This window comes from Aquiflexum gelatinilyticum (assembly GCF_024813435.1).
Lineage (GTDB): Bacteria > Bacteroidota > Bacteroidia > Cytophagales > Cyclobacteriaceae > Cognataquiflexum > Cognataquiflexum gelatinilyticum.
Genome location: NZ_JANAEZ010000002.1, coordinates 224,779 through 245,047, shown reverse-complemented (window position 1 = coordinate 245,047; position 20,269 = coordinate 224,779). Strand labels below are relative to the sequence as shown.

Here is a 20,269-nt window from a genome sequence, read left to right as displayed (position 1 = left end):
CTTTTACACCATGAACAAAGACAATTGTTTCCAATTGGGCTACGTGTCCAAAGTTCATGGGCTTCATGGTGAGGTTATGGTAGTCCTCGATGTGGATTTTCCTGAGGATTATGAAGAACTGAAGCATGTCTTTATCGAGCAAAAAACTAGGTTGGTCCCTTTCTTTATTGAGCATTTTGTTTCTCAACCGAATAACAAAGTGTTAGCAAAGTTTGAGGATTTTGACACAGTAGATGATGCAAGCAAACTCGTAGGATCGGCTTTATACCTTCCGGTGAGTGAACTTCCAGAGCTTGGAGAAGACCAGTATTATTACCATGAGTTGGTAGGATTTGAGGTAGTCGATGATTCCCTCGGACTTATCGGAGAGGTTAAAGTCATTTATGACATGGAAACCCAGGATTTATTGGGCGTCGAACATAAAGGAAAAGAGGTTTTGATACCCATTCAAGACCAGATCATCCGGAAAGTCGACAAAGCAGCAAAGAAAGTTTTCTGCTCCCTGCCCGATGGATTGATTGACATATATTTGGAAGACTGATGCGCATTGACATCATTTCAGTTGTTCCCGGATTGTTGGAAGGCCCTTTTTCACATTCGATTCTCAAAAGAGCGGAAGAAAAAGGTTTGGCTACAGTAAGGGTCCACAACCTGAGAGATTATGCCGGCGGCAAACAGAAGCAAGTCGATGACTATGCATTTGGAGGCGGTGCCGGAATGGTCATGATGATAGAACCCATCGCCAAGTGCATAGAAGCACTCAAAAGCGAAAGGGAGTATGATGAAGTCATTTACATGACACCTGACGGAAAGAAATTTGACCAGCAAATGGCCAATGAACTTTCTCTCAAAGAAAACTTCATTATCCTATGCGGACACTATAAAGGTGTCGACGAAAGGGTCAGACTGAAATGGATAACCAAAGAAATCAGCATCGGTGATTATGTCCTCTCAGGAGGCGAATTGGCCGCGGCGGTAGTGACGGATGCCATTATCAGGTTGATTCCCGGAGTTCTCAATGACGAAAGCTCGGCATTGACAGATTCCTTTCAAGATGGGCTTTTGGCCCCACCGGTATATACCAGACCCGCAGATTATGAGGGAATGAAAGTACCGGAAATATTAATGTCAGGACATCAGGCCAAAATAGATACCTGGAGATTTGAAGCATCGGTTCGCCGGACAAAAGAAAGAAGACCTGACCTTCTCGAAGGAAAAGAAATCTGAGGCGATATACGTAAGAAAGTAATACCATTGAGTCTAACAAAAGATTGCGCTGAGGCGCAGTCGCTATAAGCACATAAAATATATAGCTATGAGCGAACTACTTAAAATTGTAGAAGCGGAATACAGCGAGGCGAGAGCCAAATTCCCTTCTTTCAAAGCAGGAGATACCATCAACGTCCACGTGAAAATCACTGAAGGTAACAAAGAGCGTATCCAGCAATTCCAAGGCACCGTCATCCAGAGAAAAAATCCAAATACAAACGGAGAAACTTTCACTGTAAGAAAAGTATCAAACGGTGTGGGTGTGGAAAGAATTTTCCCTATCATTTCTCCAGCCATCGACAAAATCGAATTGATGAGAGAAGGTAAAGTGAGAAGAGCAAGATTGTACTATTTGAGAGGCCGTCAAGGAAAGTCTGCCAAAATCAAAGAAAAAATCAGACACAGAAAAGACGCTTAATTGTCTTTTTAACAAAAAGGGAATCCAAACGGGTTCCCTTTTTTTTTAGACCAATCCCTATCTTTTCCTATATTTGCACCCTCAAAATAGATTGAACCTTACAACCGTTTGTTCTATCAAGGGTTGTTAAAATATAATCCAATACCATGAACAAAGAAGTACGTGTGAGATTTGCACCTTCTCCAACAGGAGCTCTACATATCGGTGGCGTCAGAACCGCCTTATACAATTACCTATATGCTAGAAAAACAGGGGGTAAATTCCTTTTGAGAATTGAGGACACTGACCAAAACAGGTTTGTCCCCGGCGCTGAAGAATATATCAAAGATGCATTGGATTGGCTCGGAATCTCTCCTGACGAAAGCCCATGGAACCCCGCAGAAAGTGCACCATACCGGCAGTCGGAAAGGAAGCCGATGTACATGCAATATGCCCTTGACTTGATCGAAAAAGGTCATGCTTATTATGCATTTGACACTTCTGAGGAATTAGATGCCATGCGGGAAAGACTCACTGCAGCAAGGGTTGTATCCCCACAGTATAATTCCATCACCAGAACACAGATGAAAAACTCCCTTACTCTTCCTGAGGATGAGGTCAAAGCGAGATTGGCTTCGGGTGAAGCTTATGTCATCCGTGTCAAAATCCCAAGAAAAGAAGAAGTAAGATTGCATGACCTGATCCGTGGTTGGGTGATGGTTCATTCCAGCACTTTGGATGATAAGGTTTTGATGAAATCCGACGGAATGCCGACCTATCATTTGGCAAATATTGTGGATGACCACCTGATGAAAATCACACACGTGATCCGTGGTGAAGAATGGCTTCCATCTGCACCATTGCACGTTTTGCTTTACAAATACTTTGGCTGGGAAGATACCATGCCGGAATTTGCGCATTTACCGCTATTGCTGAAGCCTGACGGAAATGGCAAGCTTTCCAAAAGAGATGCGGACAAACATGGTTTCCCAGTGTTCCCGATGGATTGGAAAGATCCGAATTCAGGTGAAACAGCCATGGGATTCCGAGAAGGCGGTTACCTTCCTGAGGCAATGTTGAATTTCCTCGCCTTCTTAGGTTGGAATCCTGGAGATCACAAAGAGATTTTCAGCTTAGAAGAATTGGTAGAGGCATTTTCGATCGAAAGAATAGGAAAATCAGGAACAAAATTTGATATTAATAAAGCCAAATGGTTCAATGAACAATACCTCAGGGCAAAATCCGATGAGGAATTGGCTTCATATTTAATCGCTGATATTGAAAAAGATGGGCTTTCTATTGACAAAGCAAAAGCAATTAAAATAGCTGCAGTCATGAAGGAAAGAGCCACTTTTCCGGCTGACCTTTGGAAAGAAGGGAAGTTTATGTTGGTTGCCCCTTCCGAATTTGATACAGATATCGCAGCCAAAAAATGGAACGCCGAAGTAGTTATGGTGTTGGGTACATATATTGAAAAGCTCGCGTCTTATTCTTCTGAGTTCACTCCTGAAAAAGCAAAGGCCCTTCTTGAGGAATCAGCAGAAGCAAATGGCATCAAATTAGGAAAGGTCATGCAGGCAGTTCGCTTGGCAGTGACAGGAGTAGGTGCCGGTCCTGATCTGATGGCTGTATTCAGTATATTAGGAAAGGAAGAGCTTTCCAAAAGGATTAAATTTGCCTTAGATACTTTGCAGGTAGTTTGACAAATCCCAAAAATCACAATCTCCTATGGCTAAAAAACCTAAAAAAGAAGAAATCGCAAAAGTCCACAAAGACTTGGAAGGATTCAAGATGAACATTGACACCTTTGGAGAGATTTCAAGCACTTTCTCTATTGACAAACTCAATGAATTTCTGAATAAAAATGTCGATGACAAGAAGCTGAAAGACAGAGAGGACATCGAAGAAATCAAAGAAGGCAAAGGCAAAAAGAAAAAATAATCTTGAGCTAATATTCTTTGAATGCACCAATGCACAAAATCTTTTAGATTTTGTGCATTTTTTTTCATCAAACTTTCCCCTTAACCGTATTATATTTTATATTTCGCCTTAATCATTAGTACATTCTGATATGAGAATTTTTCCAATAGCATTTTTTTTGATTTTGATTTCATTAGCAGGTTTTTCACAAACCACGGGGACAATAACAGGAAAAGTTACGGACAGTAAGACCGGAGAACCGCTCCCATTTTGTAATGTTTTTATCAACAATACTACACTGTCTACCGTCACTGACATGGACGGGACCTTCAGCTTGGCAAATGTTCCAGAGGGAGAAGTGGAAGTTGCCTTTTCTTTTATTGGCTATCAGGCCTTACAAAAACCCGCTTCCATCAAACCTGGCGGACAATTTATTCTTAATGTGACTTTGGTTTCCTCTGAGCAAGAACTTTCAGACGTCGAAATCAAAGCAACGAGAGATAAGGCTTGGGAAAGAGAATTAAAAAGATTCAAAAACCTGTTTTTGGGAAATGACAACCTCGCTGCACAATGCGAAATCCTCAATCCTTGGGTTATTGAATTTCCCGAAGACAATTCTACAAACAGCTTCCGGGCCACCGCTATCCAACCTATAGAAATCAAGAATAATGGACTAGGATATAACCTCACTTTTGATCTCAGGGAATTTTATTTTACGCCGCAATACTACATCATCGCAGGAGCCACAAGATTTGTGGAAATGGATACCAGTGTCCAAACCGTAAAACAAACTTGGGGTAAAAACCGACAAGAAACCTACAAAAAGTCAGCTGCAAACATGTTTAGGGCCATGATCCAAAACTTACATAATCAGGAGGGATTTATGCTTTATGGAAACAAACCTGGCGGATCGGAAACATTGAATATGCGGTCTGATGTTTTTTCAAATGAACTGGGAAAATCCGTCATAGTCTATAACCCTGAGAACCTTGTGACTCCAGGAAGAAGGCCTGGCGAGTATAGAATTTACCTTAAAGGCAGGATCGAGGTCCACTATGAAAAAGGCTACAGCACCATCAATACCTACAAAGATGCACCATATCCCATATCATGGTTAGAAGTCAACGGCAATTATGTCAATGTCAATTCAAACGGCATTGTCCTGAACCAGAAAGATGTGACCTTCTCCGGTGATATGGACAAAAGGAAAGTGGCTACCCTTTTGCCAATGGATTATTCTCCTCCATTTTCATTGGAATCCAATACCCAAATGGCAAAAGATGCCAATGGCCTTCAAGAGAAAGTTTACCTTCACTTGGACAGACCATTTTACTATCAGGGTGATCAATTATTTTTCAAAGCTTATCTGAACTACACCAATCCAACGCTTAAGAAGGAACTAAGCAAGATTTTGTATGTAGAATTGATTTCTGAGAATAGGGATGTTATCATTCAGAAAAAACTGAAAATTGAAAATGGACTCGCTGTCGGAGACATATTTTTACCTGACACACTCAATCAGAAGCAGTATTATTTGCGTTCGTATACCAATTGGAATAGGAATTATGGTCCTGACGCTTACTTTGTCAAAGCACTGCCGGTCCTGAGTCATTTTGACAGGATTACAGAAACCGTTTCTTCTGAAGAACCCATTTCGAAGATTGAGGCCATTTTCAAACCGGATAAAAACGAATACCGGACCAGGGAGAAAGTCAGCTTGACGGTTGAACTGAAGGATCAAAACGGAAATCCTGTTGCTGCTAATCTTTCAGTAGCTGTGACTGATGATTACTTGGTCACTCCTATTTCCTTGAATCCAACCATTTTTAATGGATTGGCCATAAAAGAAGTCCCCAAGCACATTTCTACAGAAAAATTTACCTACTCACTTGAAAAAGACATGAATGTATCGGGACAATTTTTCAATGAAAAAGGAAAACCTGAATCAATGCCTTTTACTGCCTATTTCAATAATTTTTCAGCTTCTCTTGAACTTCAGTCCGATGCGGAAGGCAAATTCAGTCTCGAGGACATGGACTTCTATGGGCCCCTTGATTTTACTTTTATGGCCTTGGACAAAAAAGGAAATTCATTTGGAAAATTTCAGATCATCACGCCATTGAAACCTCCCTTTTTTGTACCTGAATCGGTAATAATGCCAAAAATAACGGGTACAAATGAATCAATTTTTTCAAAAATCGAAGAAAAGACAGTGGAACTCGAACAGGTAATTGTGAATGAAGACGAACCCAAAGACAAAACAATGGCCATATATGGAAAAGCAGACCATGTCATCCAAGGAGACGTTCTCATGCGGGGAGGTAATTCTACCGATCTTTTGCTAAGTCTAAAACCATACGTTCCTGGTATGAATGTCAATTCCTTTGGTCAGGTAACTTTAAGGGGAGGTGCTACCTCAGGTACAAATTCATTGGAACCCATGGTAATGGTGGACGGTGCTATCCTTCCGGGCAATAGCGCCGCTTCGAACATCAATTCCATCAACCAAAATGATGTAGAAAGAATCGAGGTGGTGACAAGAATGGCTTCCATAATGGGTGATATGGGAAGAAATGGCGTCATCGCCATTTACCTCAAAAAAGGAGGGCAACCTTCTCCTATTCTAAATGCTTCTTCAGCTAATACGAACACCCTTGTCATTGAGGGATTTTCGGTTCCCAATAATTTCTATAGTTTAAGCCATGAAAATGATCAGGAATCTTTGCCGGTAGGAGCAGATGAGCGGGCTACGCTATACTGGAATCCATATCTGATCACTGACGGTGAAAATGGAAGCCTTCTAATCGAATTCTTTATGAATGACATACAAAGTCCCAAATCTATAATTATCGAAGGAATATCGATAGATGGAAAACCGATCAAGGCAAAATATAGTCTCCCAGCAGGAAAATGATTTTTGCTCAGATATTGAAATTCTAATCCCTATTTTTGGCAATGCAAAAATTAATCTTCACCATATCCATAATTGCACTACTTAGTTTGCCAATATTGGTCAATGGGCAGACAAGTTTTGGAATCAGGGGAGGATATTCCGTTTCATCCATGTCTTACAGGTATTCTGCAGGAAGACCGGCAGTAAGGACCGGCGGTATTTCTGCCCCTACTTTTGCTTTTGTCATGGAACATTTTGCAGGAAAAAATGCCGGAATCCAGATTGAGATCCAATACCTTACATTAGGGTATATCCAAACTGATACCTTGCTTGTAGGTACCAATCAAACAGAATTGAATTATTTGAAAATGCCGGTACTCTCTAACTTTTATGCCGGGAAAGGTGGAAGATTTCACATCAAAATCGGCCCACACTTTGGTTATTTACTGAATGCAACCGATGTACAGAGAGATTTTGAAGGCCCTCTTTTCTTGCCGACATATGGGATGCCGGAGGATAATCCCAGAAAGTTCATGTATGGACTTACAGCCGGAGCAGGACTTTCCAAATTATTTGGAAAAAGTACTTTGGAAGCTGATTTGAGGTTTTCGTATGAATTTGGCAGACCTGAAACTTTAGACCGGATTTTTGATATGAATTCTACCAATATCGAACTTACTTTGACCTATTTGTTCCGAGTTGCAAAATTGAAAACCCAAAAATAAAAAACAAAGGAACTTATCCCTTGTTTTGGTGGTATGTAAGTAGTAAAACAAATCAATTATGCTGCAAGCTCAAAAAAGACCGGTCCATATCTATATGGAGGCTAATCCGAATCCCAATTCTTTGAAATTTGTAGTAAATTTCATGTTGACGGATGAAGGTGTAAGCTTTGATTACCCTGATCAATCAAGCACGGAAACTTCACCTTTGGCCAATGAATTATTTAATTTTGCTGCCGTAGACAGAGTATTTATCACAGCAAATTTTGTGACGGTCACCAAAAAAGAGGATATTGATTGGGTTGAAATCCAGGATATCATTCGTGACCATATCAAAAAATACCTGGAAGCAGGAAAATCTGCCGTCGTGATGGCATCATTTGAGAAGGATCCTCTTTTCAATGAAAATGATTCTGAAACCGTAAAAAAAATCAAAGGAATCCTTGATGAATACATCCGGCCTGCAGTCGAACAAGACGGCGGTGCTATCGTTTTTCACAGTTTCAATGAAGGAATTGTAAAGGTACTGCTTCAGGGAAGCTGCTCGGGATGCCCATCAAGTACGATTACACTGAAAGCAGGAATCCAAAATCTATTGACTCGAATGCTTCCTGAGGTCAAAGAGGTTCAGGCGGAAGGAATTTAATTGTTCCCGATGTTGCGAGGAAATTGGACCTGGACATTATTGGGCCTGATCAGTCTTCTGGTCAGGCATTTTGCAATTAAATACCCCGAGAAAACCGAAGCAATTTATTCGAGGTCCTTTTTTCCGGGAATCAGGAATGTCATTGACCTTTCCCTATCTCTGCTTCCTTTTGCTACGGTTTATGTATTCATCGCCTCCCTCATATTTTTCATCGGTTTTTATTTCTACCGCCTAAATCAAACTCAGGGTTGGAAATATAAATTAGGCTATTCCATCAGGTCTTTGTTCAATTATTTGGGAGCAATAGTTTTCTTTTTCCTGATTCTTTGGGGATACAATTACCAGAGAATTCCGATATTTCAACAGATTGGACTGAAACCGATTCCACTCAATGAGGAACAACTGATCAAAGAAACTGAACTTACCCGAAATATTCTCAGCCAACTTCGCTACAATATTGAGGAAGACACCATAGCCATAAAAAAAACCATAGAATATCCAGATCTGGAAAAATTGGTCAGGGCCAATATGCGGGAAAACCTCTATTTATTGGGGCTGAATTTTACAGGCAATCCCAGGACAAAGCAATTTTATCCAGCAGGCTTCATGAGAAAAATGGGCATTTTGGGAATCTATTTCCCTTTTACAGGGGAAAGTTATATTGATCCGACATTGCATCATCTCGAAAAACCATTCACTATTGCACACGAAATGGCGCACAGTTATGGCGTCACGGATGAAGGGGAGGCAAATTTCATAGCCTGGGTTATCTGTTCCAATTCTGATGATCCCTTGTTGCAGTATTCCGGCCAACTCAGGTTGTTGAAATACCAAATGAATGACATGTACAGGATGTCCAAAGATTTATTCAAAGATTTTTATAAAACTTTGCCACCAGGTATCCGAAATGATCTGATTTCTATCCAGAAGGAAAATGAAAAAATCAAACCTTTGAACCTGGAAATCAGTCGAAAATCAAATGACCTTTTTCTAAAAACTCAAGGCGTCAAAGCGGGCATCAACAGCTACCAACAATTACCCATGTTGGCCTTTGCCTGGAGAAACAGTCTGAAGGATGGATTCTAAATCTCCTGAATTATATTTTTAATTGTACAGGATTTTTTCTTTTTTTGAAATCTAGTAGTTCTTAATTTCAAAACGTATGCGCTATTTTCTCTTTTTGTTTTGTTTCACTTGGTTGGATTTATCTGCACAAGTCAAATTAGAGGCTGAAAAAGATGCCAATGAAAATGTTACCCTCATTGCCACCAATACTGACTTGGTCCCCTACACTGTCAAAATTGAATTCACCACTTTGAATAATCTTCAATCCTCAGGAGGAACAATTACTTATGCGGTGGCAAATCCAGGCAGAGGTGCTGTATCCAGATTAAAAAGAATAAATGTGAATGAGGGAGTTGGATATAATTACAAATACACATCCTACAGAGGAAGCTACTCGGCTAAATCAAAAGAAGAGGTTGCATATTTAATTCCTGTATCAGAAGGTGTCGAAGTCACAATTCAACCCATGACTGATATCAACAATACCTTAAAAGGCGAAACAAATAACAATAACTATGTTGGAATTTCTTTCAGATTTGAAAATCCAACCTTAATATGTTCTCCAAGAAAGGGAGTGATAAGCCAAATCAAGATTGATGAAGAATTAAAAGGTCAAAATTATTCTTACAGTTCCCTAGACAACTTTATTGAAATTTACCATGAAGATGGGACCTTCACCAGATTGTCTGTTTTGAAACCCGGATCTGCGAAAGTGAAACTAGGAGATACTGTATTCCCGGGTCAACCTTTGACAGAGTCCTCAGGAGAAAAATATGAATCCGGTCCCCACGTGAGGATGATCCAATCAAGATTGAAAAAATATGACAATGAGTTGAAATGGGAATCTTTTCCTGTCAAACTTTACGACAATGAAAAAGGTGAAATTCAAGCCGAAAATGGGAAAAAAGTTGTTTCAACTCATCCTATTGAAATGATCACAAAGGAAATGACAAAAAAAGAAATCAAGAATTTTGAAGGAAAGTGAGGAATTGGCAATACAAAATCAAATTGCCAATTTTTAAACCTCACACTTCTAACTGTCTCCTATACATCTGGATGGTATTTTCCAATCCATAATACAGCGCATCGCAAATCAGCGCATGACCTATGGAAACCTCATCCAAAAATGGAATACTTTCCTTTAGAAATTTTAGGTTGTGCAAATCCAAATCATGACCTGCATTCAGACCAAGATCCAACTCTTTAGCCAACAAAGCGACTTCAACATATGGCCTAATAGCTTCCTCTTTGTTTGAGGGATAAGCCGTAGCATAAGGCTCTGTATACAACTCAACCCTATCAGTTCCGGTATTTTTTGCTGGTTCAAAATATTTGGATTCGGGATTGATAAAAATGGAGACTCTAGTACCCGACTCATGCAGCTCAGCAACAATGTCTCTAAGTAGGAGTTGATGCTTGATGGTATCCCAACCACTACTTGAGGTAATTGCTTGGGGAGGATCAGGAACCAATGTAGCTTGGGCAGGCTTCACCAATCTGATCAAATCCATAAACCTTTGGTCAGGGTAACCTTCAATGTTGAATTCTGTCGTAACCACTTTAGCCAAGTCGATGACATCCTGATACCTGATATGTCTTTCGTCTGGTCTTGGGTGAACGGTAATCCCTTGTGCGCCAAAACGCTCAGCATCCAAAGCCACCTTTACAACATTCGGATTATTGCCTCCACGTGCATTCCTGAGGGTGGCGATTTTGTTAATATTTACGCTCAGTTTGGTCATTTTCCTAGATTAAAAGATAATTTTGTGACAAATTTACACCTATAACACAAAGAACAAGACAATGGGTTTAAAGGCAAGTGTAGAAAGTGAAATAAAAAATGCCATGCTCGCAAGAGACAAAGACAGGTTGAGGGCATTGAGGGCTATCAAATCGCTGATCCTCTTGGAAGAAACAAAAGAAGGAGCAGGCGCTGAGCTTTCCAATGAAGATGAAATGAAGCTGTTGACCAAAGCTGCCAAGCAGAGGAAGGATTCGGCAGATATTTACAAGCAACAAAACAGAGAAGACCTCTATTCAGTCGAAATGGCAGAACTGGAAATTATCAGTGAGTTTTTGCCGAAGCAGTTGACTGATGAAGAACTGGTGGAAGAATTGAAAGCCATCATTTCTGAATCCGGAGCGACCGGGCCTAAGGACATGGGAAAGGTGATGGGCATTGCCTCTAAGGCCCTCGCTGGAAAAGCCGACGGAAAAGCGATTTCACAAAAAGTCAAGGAACTTTTATCCTGATAAGCCTTGAATATCCTGGATGTATTTATAGTGGTTTTTTTGGCCTTGGGTGCTTACAGCGGATACAAGGAGGGATTGTTTATAGGTCTGCTTTCTATAGTGGCATTCATATTTGCCATTATACTTGCCTTTCATTTTATGAATTGGGGGGCAAATCTTCTTGCCAAACAAGTAAATGAAATGACATTCCTGTTGCCATTTGCAGCATTCATTTTGATCTTTTTGGGAGTGATACTGATCATCAGGGGCTTGGCATTTTTGGTGAAGAAGACTTTGGATTTTACCATATTGGGTGCTGTGGATAATATGGCAGGAGGGATTTTGGGGTTATTCAAAACAGTCTTTATTCTCAGCTTTTTTGTTTGGCTGGCAGATTCATTTGACTATTCACTACCCAAGGATTGGACAAAAGATTCCAAGACCTATACCTACCTCGAGCCGATAGCGCCCGTTTTAATCGATGCATTTGATGGCTTTACCCCTATTATCAAAAACACCATATCTTCGATTCAAGATTTGGTGAAAAATAAAGCAGATGGTCTTGCTGATTGACAATTTTGATTCATTTTCCCATATTCTTGCAGATTATTTGCGACAGACTGGGATTGAGTTGGAAATAGTCAGAAACGATGTTGACTTAGAGCAACTCACCTCAAAATCCTGGGATGGTCTGATTCTTTCACCCGGTCCTGAATCCCCTTCAAAAGCTGGGAATCTTATGAAAATTCTCGATTGGTATGTGGGTAAGATCCCTATTTTGGGTATTTGCTTGGGGCATCAGGCCATCGGCGAGCACTTTGAAGCGCAATTGGTAAAAAGTAAAAAACCAGTACACGGGAAGGTTCACTCTGTTTTTCAGACTTTGCAGAGCCATAAAATGCTGAAAGGATTACCTGAAACTTTTTCAGTTACAAGATACCATTCCCTAGAAATCAAAAATATTCCTGAATGCCTTCAAATACTTCTGCAAACCGGCCAAGGTGAAATCATGGCCATGGCTCACAAAACAATGCCTATCCTTGGAATCCAATATCATCCGGAGGCTTATCTGACTGAATTTGGAAAAGAAATAATAGAAAATTGGCTTAGCTGTAGCAAAATCGATTTTAGGATTACATAGGTTGTTTCTGTAATTACCGATACTTTCAAACTTGTTGCCTTCTCCCTTCGTTTTATATTTCGAATCCTATTTAATATATTTATTGCATGCAGGCCTACGAATTTATCAATAACCTCATCCCTCCTTTGAAACTCAAAGACAAGGTCAAATTAGCTTTGAACTGGATGGAAGAAATCAGAACGGATATTCTGCCTGTAGTAGAAGACAGCAGGTTCTTGGGTTTTATTACAGAACATTTGGTTTTTACCATCAACAACCCTGAAACCAGCATTGCGGAAATTTCCCTAGACAACGTTTCTTGTTTTGTTTACCAAGACAAGCATATATATGATGTTATCAAAGTCGCTTCCGAATTTCATTCCAATATGATAGCGGTGGTAGATAGAGAAAACAATTACCTTGGTGTGGTGACTATGGAAGATGCCATCAGCGCTTTTGCAGATTCTCTTTCTATTCAATCCAACGGTGCTGTCTTGGTTCTTTCTATGAATATGACCGATTACAGTCTGTTTGAAATAGCCCGGATCATTGAATCCGAAAACACGAAAATATTGAGCAGCTTTTTATCAAGCGACCCGCTTGATGACTCCAAAATAAAATTGACATTAAAACTGGATAAAACAGAGCTCAGACATGTCAAAGCCACGCTGGAGCGGTTTGGCTATCGGATTCTTGACCATTTCCAAGAGGAGGAAGGCATCAGCGGTGAGCAGGAACGTATTGACAATCTTTTCAGATTTTTACAGATCTAATCCTATCCTTTAATGAAAATCACTTTACACGGGATAGGTGTTCAAAAAGAGTTTCTTCCTCAGATAGGGTTTCTGTTCAAAGTCCTAAGGGAAAAAAACGTTGACATCAACCTCACGGAATCCCTGCTAAAATCACTCAAAAAAAATGGATTCCCGACAAAAGGTCTACAATCCATCAATCAAAATGACACAATCAAAGATTCGGATTTTGTAATTTCCATCGGTGGGGATGGTACTTTGCTTGATTCCGTTTGTCTTGTCGGGGAAAATGAGATCCCTATCCTAGGTGTCAACACCGGTAGGTTGGGTTTTTTGGCCACTGTAGCAAAAGAAAACATTGAAAACAGCATTGGGGAATTGATTTCCGGCTCCTATTCCATCGAGTCTAGGTCTCTTTTAAAACTAGAATCAGATATTCCCTTATTCAATGGTCTAAATTTTGGATTGAATGAATTTACCATTCACAAGCGGGACACTTCCTCCATGATTACTGTACATACCTATATCAATGACCTCTACCTCAACAGCTATTGGGCGGATGGGTTGATTGTGGCAACACCCACAGGATCTACGGGATACTCCCTGAGCTGTGGTGGTCCGCTGATTACTCCTGGAGCTAGAAATTTTGTCATTACTCCTGTAAGTCCGCATAATCTGAATGTCCGTCCGATAATTGTCTCAGATGACAATGAAATCAGCTTTAAAATTGAGGGAAGGAGTGAGAAGTTTTTGATTTCGTTGGATTCAAGGTCGACTCCCATTGATGCCAGTGTAAAATTGAAAGTGAAAAAAGCTGAATTTTCAGCAAAATTAGTCAAGTTCGCTTCCTACAGTTATTTCGATACGCTTCGCCAAAAACTCAATTGGGGCTTTGATATGCGGAATTAAAAGAATAATTGCTACTTAATTAGCATTAATATCCAATATAACAGTGTTTTATACGGTTTTAGTACACCCGATACACTTCTTATCATTAACAAAAATTAACCCCGCAAATACTTATACGGGTTTTTATATCGTTGTCTAGTTCATAAATTGCATCGTCTTGAAAAAGAATAAGTTTTGGATTTTGTCTTTGTCATTTCTTTTGGTTTCTCTGGCTTTTTTGAAGCCCGGAAGTTCAATCGCACAAAAATATGATGCAGGCGGAGGTCTTGGTATAGCCACCTATTCGGGTGACATTATCCGGGGACTAGATCCAAATCAGATCGGAATTCAAGGGACGTTATTTGGCAGACGAAATTTTGACAATGTATGGTCGCTCCGAGGTGGGTTATCATTTGCAAGGCTCAATGCAGCGGATAGTATCAATCCAATTGATCCGGTTATGGCTTACAGAAATGCGGGTTTCAACGGATCTCTTTTTGAAGCTTCCGTTGTCATGGAATATCACTTCCTTGATTTTACAAACCGCTACGCCCAATTCAGGTTTTCACCATATGGTTTTCTGGGTTTGGGTTTTTCTGGATTTGTAGGAAAAGGAAGAAAATTCGAAGATGATCCCAACCCGACAGGCTATAACGTAGGGACTCCGGTTATTCCTTTTGGAATCGGAATCAAATACAAACTGTCTGACAAGTGGATTCTTGCGGCAGAATTTGGTGCAAGGGCAACCTTTACCGATGCTCTGGACAAGCTGTATGGAGAGGAGCCATTTATCCCACGCTTTCCAGACCCCAACAACCCCAATACCTTGACTGGGTACAACTATGGCAATTACAGTGACAAAGACTGGTATTACTTTTTGGGCATCACCCTAAGTTACACTTTCAGTTCGGTGAAATGTTATTCTTATTAATTTCTGCCAAAAATAGAATATTGAAAAAGAAATAGCATTTTTGTACCTCCAAAAAACGAAGGCCCTTTCGTATCCCTACGAAATGAAAGAATCATTAGACAAAGAGAAAATCCCCCATCACATCGCTATTATCATGGATGGCAATGGACGTTGGGCCCAACAAAAGGGAGCCATGAGGGTTTTTGGCCATAAAAACGCCATAAATGCCGTGAGAGATTCCATTGAAGGTTCTGCTGAACTTGGGGTAAAGTTCCTGACTTTATATGCATTTTCTACCGAAAATTGGTCAAGACCGGAAGATGAAGTTACTGCATTAATGGAACTCCTCGTAGATACCATTTCGGGAGAAGTTCCCAACATGATGAAAAATAACATCAGACTTCTTACCATAGGAGATACAGATAGTCTTCCGCGAAAAGCAAAAGAAAAACTCAAGGAAGCGATTTCAATGACATCTGAAAACAAAGGTCTTTCAGTTGTTTTGGCATTAAGTTATAGTGGAAGATGGGAAATTCAGGATGCGGTCAAATCGATTGTCAAAAAAGTAGAAGCAAAACAACTCAATATTGAAGATATCACGCAGGAAGTAATTGCTGCAAACTTGAATACCAAAAACATCCCTGATCCGGAACTGCTGATCAGGACAAGCGGGGAAATAAGAATCAGCAATTTCCTCCTTTGGCAATTGGCTTATACAGAACTGTATTTTACAGAGGTGTTATGGCCGGATTTTAGAAAAGAGCATCTCGTGGACGCCATCCTCGATTATCAGAAACGAGAAAGAAGATTTGGCAAAACGGGAGCTCAGATTAAACCTTAATTTTGATGAAAAAGAGTTTTACTATCCTTTGCCTTATGATATGGGTCCTTAGCGCCCAAGCCCAGATCCGTTTGGGTCAAAGCCGCTATACCCCTGCCAGGCCTGTGGATATTTTAGAATTGAATTATTCCAAACCACAAAAATACAGGATAGCCGAAATCAAAGCGGTTGGGTTAACCACTTTGGATGAGGTAGCCATTATTTCTTTGTCCGGCCTTAGGGTAGACGATGTCATTTCAATCCCGGGTGATGCGATTTCGACAGCCTTGAAAAGAATCTGGGGACAGGGAATTATCGGTGATGTAAAAATTCTTGTTACCAAAATTGAAGGTGATGATGTCTATCTCCTGATGGAACTCACGGAAAGGCCTAGGTTCAGTAGGGTGGAGTTTACAGGTGTCAACAAAACTCAGGAAAGTGAGTTAAAGGATAAAATCAAAATCCGTGGACGTGTGGTCAGAGATGACGTATTGAATACATCCCAAAGGAATATTCGACAATATTTTGTTGATAAAGGTTACCTCAATACCGATGTAAAAGTCATTCAGGAAAGAGATACCACCTTACCAAACAGTGTGAAACTGAGGTTTGAGGTCGATCCAAAAACAAAAGTCAAAATCAATGAAGTAAGGGTTTTTGGAGCCGAAGGCATAGATGCCAAAAAGGTAAAGTCCAAAATGAAGAAAACAAAGGAACACCCAAGAATGTACCTTGGAAGAGACATTGCTTCACGGATTTCCAATACTACCCCAAAATCTGCAGCTGACGCCATATTCCACATGACTCCTGTCGAGGATGCCAAAGTGAAGGAGTATATCAACAAAAATTTCAAGCTTAACTTCTTAAATGCTTCCAAATTTGTCTCCAAAGAATTTAAAGAGGACAAGGAAAAAGTCATCGCCTATTATAACTCCAAAGGCTACAGGGATGCTGAGATTCTTATGGATTCGGTCTACAGGTTTTCTGACAATACAGTGAATGTGGACATCTCCTTGGAAGAAGGAAAGAAATACTATTACCGTAACATTACTTTTGTGGGTAATTATCTACACCCAAACAGCGTACTTCAAGACCGTCTTGGCATAGCAAAAGGAGATGTCTATGACAAAGAAAAATTAGATAAAAGACTGAATTATGATCCTCAAAAAGGAGATGATGTCAGTTCACTTTACCAAGACAACGGTTACCTGTTTTTCACCATAGAGCCCGTTGAAGTCAAAATCAAAGAAGATTCTATTGATATAGAAATGAGGGTCTTCGAAGGTCCCCAAGTAACTGTCAACTCCGTCACCGTCCAAGGGAATGAAAGAACCTCGGACCATGTGGTCATGAGGGAAATCAGGATTTTGCCTGGACAAAAATTCAATAGGAGTTTGTTGGTAAGGACCATTCGGGAATTGTCACAGTTGGGATATTTCGATCCTGAGAAGATCGAACCTGACATGCGCCCAAATTATGAAAATGCCACAGTGGACATCACTTTTAAGCTTGAGGAAAGACCAAATGACCAAATTGAATTGTCCGGTGGATGGGGAGGTTTCTTTGGATTTGTAGGTACGGTAGGACTTGTTTTCAATAACTTTTCCCTAAAAAATATTGGGAATTTTGACAAATGGAGACCACTTCCTGTAGGTGATGGGCAGAGACTTTCACTTAGGGTGCAAGCAAATGGGCGTTCTTTCCAAAATTATAGCATTTCCCTTACTGAGCCTTGGTTTGGAGGAAAAAAGCCAAATGCATTAAGCTTTAGTTTGAATAGGTCAGTTCAAAGACAGTTAGATTTCCGTAACCCAGGAGGTCAGGAACTAGGATTCTTCAAAATTACCGGTGTGACACTTGGACTTTCCAAGCGTGTCACTTGGCCTGATGATTACTTTATGTTTAGCACTGCGCTCTCCTACCAAAACTATGATTTCTTCGAGTTTGGAAGGCAGTTTGGTTTAAGTTTTGCGACAGGTACTTTAAATAGTATTGCACTGAATACTACAGTCGCAAGAAATAACGTAGACAATCCAATCTATCCAAGAATGGGTTCAAATATTTCTTTGGTTACCTCCCTAACCCCTCCTTACGCTTCTTTGAATCCAAACATCGATAGAGAATCACCGGATGAAGAAAAATATAAATGGTTGGAATACCACAAATGGATGTTTGATGCAACATTTTACACTCCATTGTTTGGATCAACCAAGTGGGTCATCAGTGCAAGAACACACATGGGTTTCTTGGGTTCATATGGTGACAGGATAGGAATTATTCCTTTGGAACGATTTGTCATGGGAGGGGATGGAATGAATATGAACAACTTTGCCTTGGGACAAGAAATCATTGGGCTTAGAGGATATGAAAACCAGTCCATCACCCCTGGAAGAGAATCAAGAAATGATCCCAATTCAACCGAAGGATATGGAGGTATAGTCTATAATAAGCACGTGATGGAACTTAGATTCCTCGTTTCTCCTAATCCTTCTGCAACTATTTTCCTACTTGGATTTGCAGAGGCAGGAAACAACTGGGGATCTTATGCGGAGTTTAACCCGTATAACCTTAAGAAATCAGCCGGATTTGGAGCAAGGATATTTATGCCGGCATTCGGACTCCTTGGTTTGGATTGGGGATATGGATTTGACGCAATTCCCGGTTCCAATCAAAGGAGTGGAGCGCAATTCCACTTTACCATCGGACAACAATTTAGATAATGGTGAAAAGACCGATTATATTATTAATTTTGTGCACCATAATTGGCTTGACCCTATCTGTCACGTCAGTTGAAGCCCAAAAGTTTGGATATATCGACTCTGAATATATCCTAAACAAACACCCTGACTACAAACTGGTTCAAGATGAATTAACATCTATTAGCAATCAGTGGAAAAAAGAGGCACAGGATTTGGAACAAGGGATAAAAACAATGTATGCAAACCTGAAAGCAGAAGAAGTACTTCTGACTGAGGAAATGTACCAGGAACGATTGGTGACAATAAAAGAAAAGGAAAAAGAAGCAGTTGCATTCAACAACCGGGTTTTTGGTATTAATGGACAGTACTACCAAAAACAAGCAGAATTGCTGCAACCATTACAATCCAAAATCTATGATGCCATAGACAGGGTTAGTAAGAGAAACAGCTTGGTAATTCTCTTTGACAAGGCTGCAGGACCACTGATGATTTACACAGACCCAAGGCATGATTACTCAGAATTTGTATTAGAAGAATTAGGAATAGAAAACAAATAAATTAACTCAATAACGAAAATGATGAAAATTAAAGTCGTCCTTTCCGCAATAGCACTCTTTTGCGTAGGATTCGTAGCCCAAGCCCAGGAATTGAAGATCGGCTATACCAATGTGGAATTGCTGATGGACCTCATGCCTGAAATGGAACAAATCGCTGCCGATGTTCAGGATTATCAGGCCCAACTTCAGACTAATATCCAGACAAAAGCACAGGATTTTCAAAGAAAAGTACAGGCTTATCAGCAAGCTGCACCTACCATGACTGAAGATGCAAGAGCTGCAAAAGAACAAGAACTTCAAAAGCTTCAGCAAGATCTCCAGAAGTATGAGCAAGATGCACAAGTATCTTATCAAAATAAGCTTCAGGAACTTCTTGCACCAGTTCAACAAAAAGTCTTTAATGCTATCAACGCAGTAGCTGCAGAGAATAACTATTCGCACGTTTTCTCTGAATCAGCAGGTCAATCTCCGATCTTGCTTTACACTAGAGACGAGGACAAATTCACTGAATTGGTACTGGCCAAATTAGGAATTGAATTACCGGCTGCTCCTGCAACTCCTGCAGGCAAATAATTTACGGCAAGCAAAAACAAAAGACCTGTCTCTTCCGAGACAGGTCTTTTGTTTTTATAACCTTATCATTGCTTTCGATAACATCTTCTCAATGGAAAATCACAACATGTGATATAGGTAACAAAAAAACTGAACAAATCCACCTTAATTTGTATGAAAATAAATTTGGCCATGGCAAAAAAGAAGTTCAAGGAAGTAATTCAAAAATCTGAATTAGCTATCTTAGTGAATTTTTTTGCAGATTGGTGTGGACCCTGTCAGACGATGAATCCAGTCCTTGAAGATGTAATCCAAGAGCTTGATGGAAAAATCAAACTCTACAAGCTGAATGTTGAAAAAAATCCTCAAGTAAGCTTACAGTTTGGCGTAAGGTCTATCCCACACTACATTCTATTTAAACGGGGGAAAATTCTTTGGAGAAAAGGAGGTATCATGACCAAAAGAGAATTGCTTCAGGCTATGAAAGGATTTGTTGGGTGATCCATTAAAATAGCCTTACATACAATATATATCCTCTGATTTTTCTTATGAGCTATTGTTCTAAAACGGTTTTATAATCAATAAATCTATTTTCAAGAGGTTATTTCATGACATTAATCAGGATTAAATTGGCTTTTGGATTTTCTAATCTTTTTTAGAAACATTTTTTTGTATTCAAAACAATTATTTATACATTCATTCCTGTTTTAATAAGAAATAAACTCTTCAAATAGGAAGGTAACACCCTTTCATTATCTCCAATAACCGCCTCAACTAAATATCGTTGTTTTTTTGATTTTTTGTTTCGATTCTTTAAAAACCAAGCC

Annotated in this window: 22 protein-coding genes; 21 read left to right on the top strand and 1 reads right to left on the bottom strand. The window is 39.9% G+C overall.

The annotated features are described in order from the left end of the window. Positions 1 to 10 precede the first annotated feature (10 nt). The 10 genes from rimM (at position 11) to NK987_RS05625 (ending at position 9,897) form a co-directional block, all read left to right on the top strand. Positions 11 to 541: a ribosome maturation factor RimM gene (gene rimM, locus NK987_RS05670; protein WP_259263086.1), complete on the top strand. Its 531-nt coding sequence runs from the start codon at positions 11 to 13 to the stop codon at positions 539 to 541. After that, entirely contained in the window at positions 541 to 1,227 is a 687-nt protein-coding gene (gene trmD / locus NK987_RS05665) for a tRNA (guanosine(37)-N1)-methyltransferase TrmD (protein WP_259263085.1), read from the top strand. The genes rimM and trmD overlap by 1 nt, the downstream gene beginning before the upstream one ends. An 88-nt stretch (positions 1,228 to 1,315) precedes the next feature. Further along, on the top strand, positions 1,316 to 1,687 hold the full coding sequence (gene rplS, locus NK987_RS05660) for a 50S ribosomal protein L19 (protein WP_113923857.1): 372 nt from the start codon (positions 1,316 to 1,318) through the stop codon (positions 1,685 to 1,687). 146 nt (positions 1,688 to 1,833) lie between these two features. Continuing rightward, positions 1,834 to 3,369: a glutamate--tRNA ligase gene (gene gltX, locus NK987_RS05655; protein WP_259263084.1), complete on the top strand. Its 1,536-nt coding sequence runs from the start codon at positions 1,834 to 1,836 to the stop codon at positions 3,367 to 3,369. Positions 3,370 to 3,394: 25 nt separating this feature from the next. Further along, the gene (locus tag NK987_RS05650; RefSeq protein WP_113924211.1) at positions 3,395 to 3,607 is read left to right on the top strand and encodes a hypothetical protein; all 213 of its coding nucleotides are present in this window, start codon (positions 3,395 to 3,397) and stop codon (positions 3,605 to 3,607) included. Between the two features lie 130 nt (positions 3,608 to 3,737). Continuing rightward, positions 3,738 to 6,500, top strand: a complete 2,763-nt coding sequence (locus tag NK987_RS05645) for a TonB-dependent receptor (protein ID WP_259263083.1) — start codon at positions 3,738 to 3,740, stop codon at positions 6,498 to 6,500. Between the two features lie 41 nt (positions 6,501 to 6,541). Continuing rightward, positions 6,542 to 7,204, top strand: coding sequence for an outer membrane beta-barrel protein (locus NK987_RS05640; protein WP_259263082.1), 663 nt, complete (start codon positions 6,542 to 6,544; stop codon positions 7,202 to 7,204). Positions 7,205 to 7,262: 58 nt separating this feature from the next. Further along, on the top strand, positions 7,263 to 7,847 hold the full coding sequence (locus NK987_RS05635) for a NifU family protein (RefSeq protein WP_258423062.1): 585 nt from the start codon (positions 7,263 to 7,265) through the stop codon (positions 7,845 to 7,847). Between the two features lie 9 nt (positions 7,848 to 7,856). Next, positions 7,857 to 8,933 (top strand): DUF3810 domain-containing protein, encoded by a 1,077-nt coding sequence (locus NK987_RS05630; protein ID WP_259263081.1) that lies wholly within the window; start codon positions 7,857 to 7,859, stop codon positions 8,931 to 8,933. Positions 8,934 to 9,009: 76 nt separating this feature from the next. After that, positions 9,010 to 9,897, top strand: a complete 888-nt coding sequence (locus NK987_RS05625) for a M23 family metallopeptidase (RefSeq protein WP_259263080.1) — start codon at positions 9,010 to 9,012, stop codon at positions 9,895 to 9,897. A 40-nt stretch (positions 9,898 to 9,937) separates the two neighbouring features. Here the strand turns inward: NK987_RS05625 and NK987_RS05620 are convergent, their stop codons facing one another. Further along, positions 9,938 to 10,654: a pyridoxine 5'-phosphate synthase gene (locus NK987_RS05620; protein ID WP_259263079.1), complete on the bottom strand. Its 717-nt coding sequence runs from the start codon at positions 10,652 to 10,654 to the stop codon at positions 9,938 to 9,940. Positions 10,655 to 10,715: 61 nt separating this feature from the next. On the opposite strand from NK987_RS05620, the gene NK987_RS05615 reads away from it, so the two are divergent. The 11 genes from NK987_RS05615 (at position 10,716) to trxA (ending at position 19,943) form a co-directional block, all read left to right on the top strand. Further along, positions 10,716 to 11,165 carry a GatB/YqeY domain-containing protein gene (locus NK987_RS05615; RefSeq protein WP_258423065.1) on the top strand — a complete coding sequence of 150 codons (450 nt, stop codon included), beginning with the start codon at positions 10,716 to 10,718 and terminating at the stop codon, positions 11,163 to 11,165. Between the two features lie 6 nt (positions 11,166 to 11,171). Then, positions 11,172 to 11,717, top strand: coding sequence for a CvpA family protein (locus NK987_RS05610; protein ID WP_259263078.1), 546 nt, complete (start codon positions 11,172 to 11,174; stop codon positions 11,715 to 11,717). Further along, positions 11,701 to 12,285: an anthranilate synthase component II gene (locus tag NK987_RS05605; RefSeq protein ID WP_259263077.1), complete on the top strand. Its 585-nt coding sequence runs from the start codon at positions 11,701 to 11,703 to the stop codon at positions 12,283 to 12,285. The genes NK987_RS05610 and NK987_RS05605 overlap by 17 nt, the downstream gene beginning before the upstream one ends. 86 nt (positions 12,286 to 12,371) lie before the next feature. Further along, positions 12,372 to 13,037, top strand: coding sequence for a CBS domain-containing protein (locus tag NK987_RS05600; protein ID WP_259263076.1), 666 nt, complete (start codon positions 12,372 to 12,374; stop codon positions 13,035 to 13,037). Between the two features lie 12 nt (positions 13,038 to 13,049). Further along, the gene (locus tag NK987_RS05595) at positions 13,050 to 13,925 is read left to right on the top strand and encodes an NAD kinase (protein WP_259263075.1); all 876 of its coding nucleotides are present in this window, start codon (positions 13,050 to 13,052) and stop codon (positions 13,923 to 13,925) included. Between the two features lie 157 nt (positions 13,926 to 14,082). Further along, the gene (porG, locus tag NK987_RS05590; RefSeq protein WP_259263074.1) at positions 14,083 to 14,835 is read left to right on the top strand and encodes a type IX secretion system protein PorG; all 753 of its coding nucleotides are present in this window, start codon (positions 14,083 to 14,085) and stop codon (positions 14,833 to 14,835) included. An 82-nt stretch (positions 14,836 to 14,917) separates the two neighbouring features. Beyond that, positions 14,918 to 15,655, top strand: a complete 738-nt coding sequence (locus tag NK987_RS05585; RefSeq protein WP_259263073.1) for an isoprenyl transferase — start codon at positions 14,918 to 14,920, stop codon at positions 15,653 to 15,655. 5 nt (positions 15,656 to 15,660) lie between these two features. Continuing rightward, positions 15,661 to 18,354: a BamA/OMP85 family outer membrane protein gene (locus NK987_RS05580; RefSeq protein ID WP_258423072.1), complete on the top strand. Its 2,694-nt coding sequence runs from the start codon at positions 15,661 to 15,663 to the stop codon at positions 18,352 to 18,354. Then, positions 18,354 to 18,890, top strand: a complete 537-nt coding sequence (locus NK987_RS05575) for an OmpH/Skp family outer membrane protein (protein WP_258423073.1) — start codon at positions 18,354 to 18,356, stop codon at positions 18,888 to 18,890. Before NK987_RS05580 ends, NK987_RS05575 begins: the two co-directional genes overlap by 1 nt. Positions 18,891 to 18,908: 18 nt before the next feature. Beyond that, on the top strand, positions 18,909 to 19,463 hold the full coding sequence (locus NK987_RS05570; RefSeq protein ID WP_258423074.1) for an OmpH/Skp family outer membrane protein: 555 nt from the start codon (positions 18,909 to 18,911) through the stop codon (positions 19,461 to 19,463). A 171-nt stretch (positions 19,464 to 19,634) separates the two neighbouring features. Then, on the top strand, positions 19,635 to 19,943 hold the full coding sequence (gene trxA / locus NK987_RS05565; RefSeq protein ID WP_259263422.1) for a thioredoxin: 309 nt from the start codon (positions 19,635 to 19,637) through the stop codon (positions 19,941 to 19,943). The last annotated feature ends 326 nt before the right edge of the window (positions 19,944 to 20,269 follow it).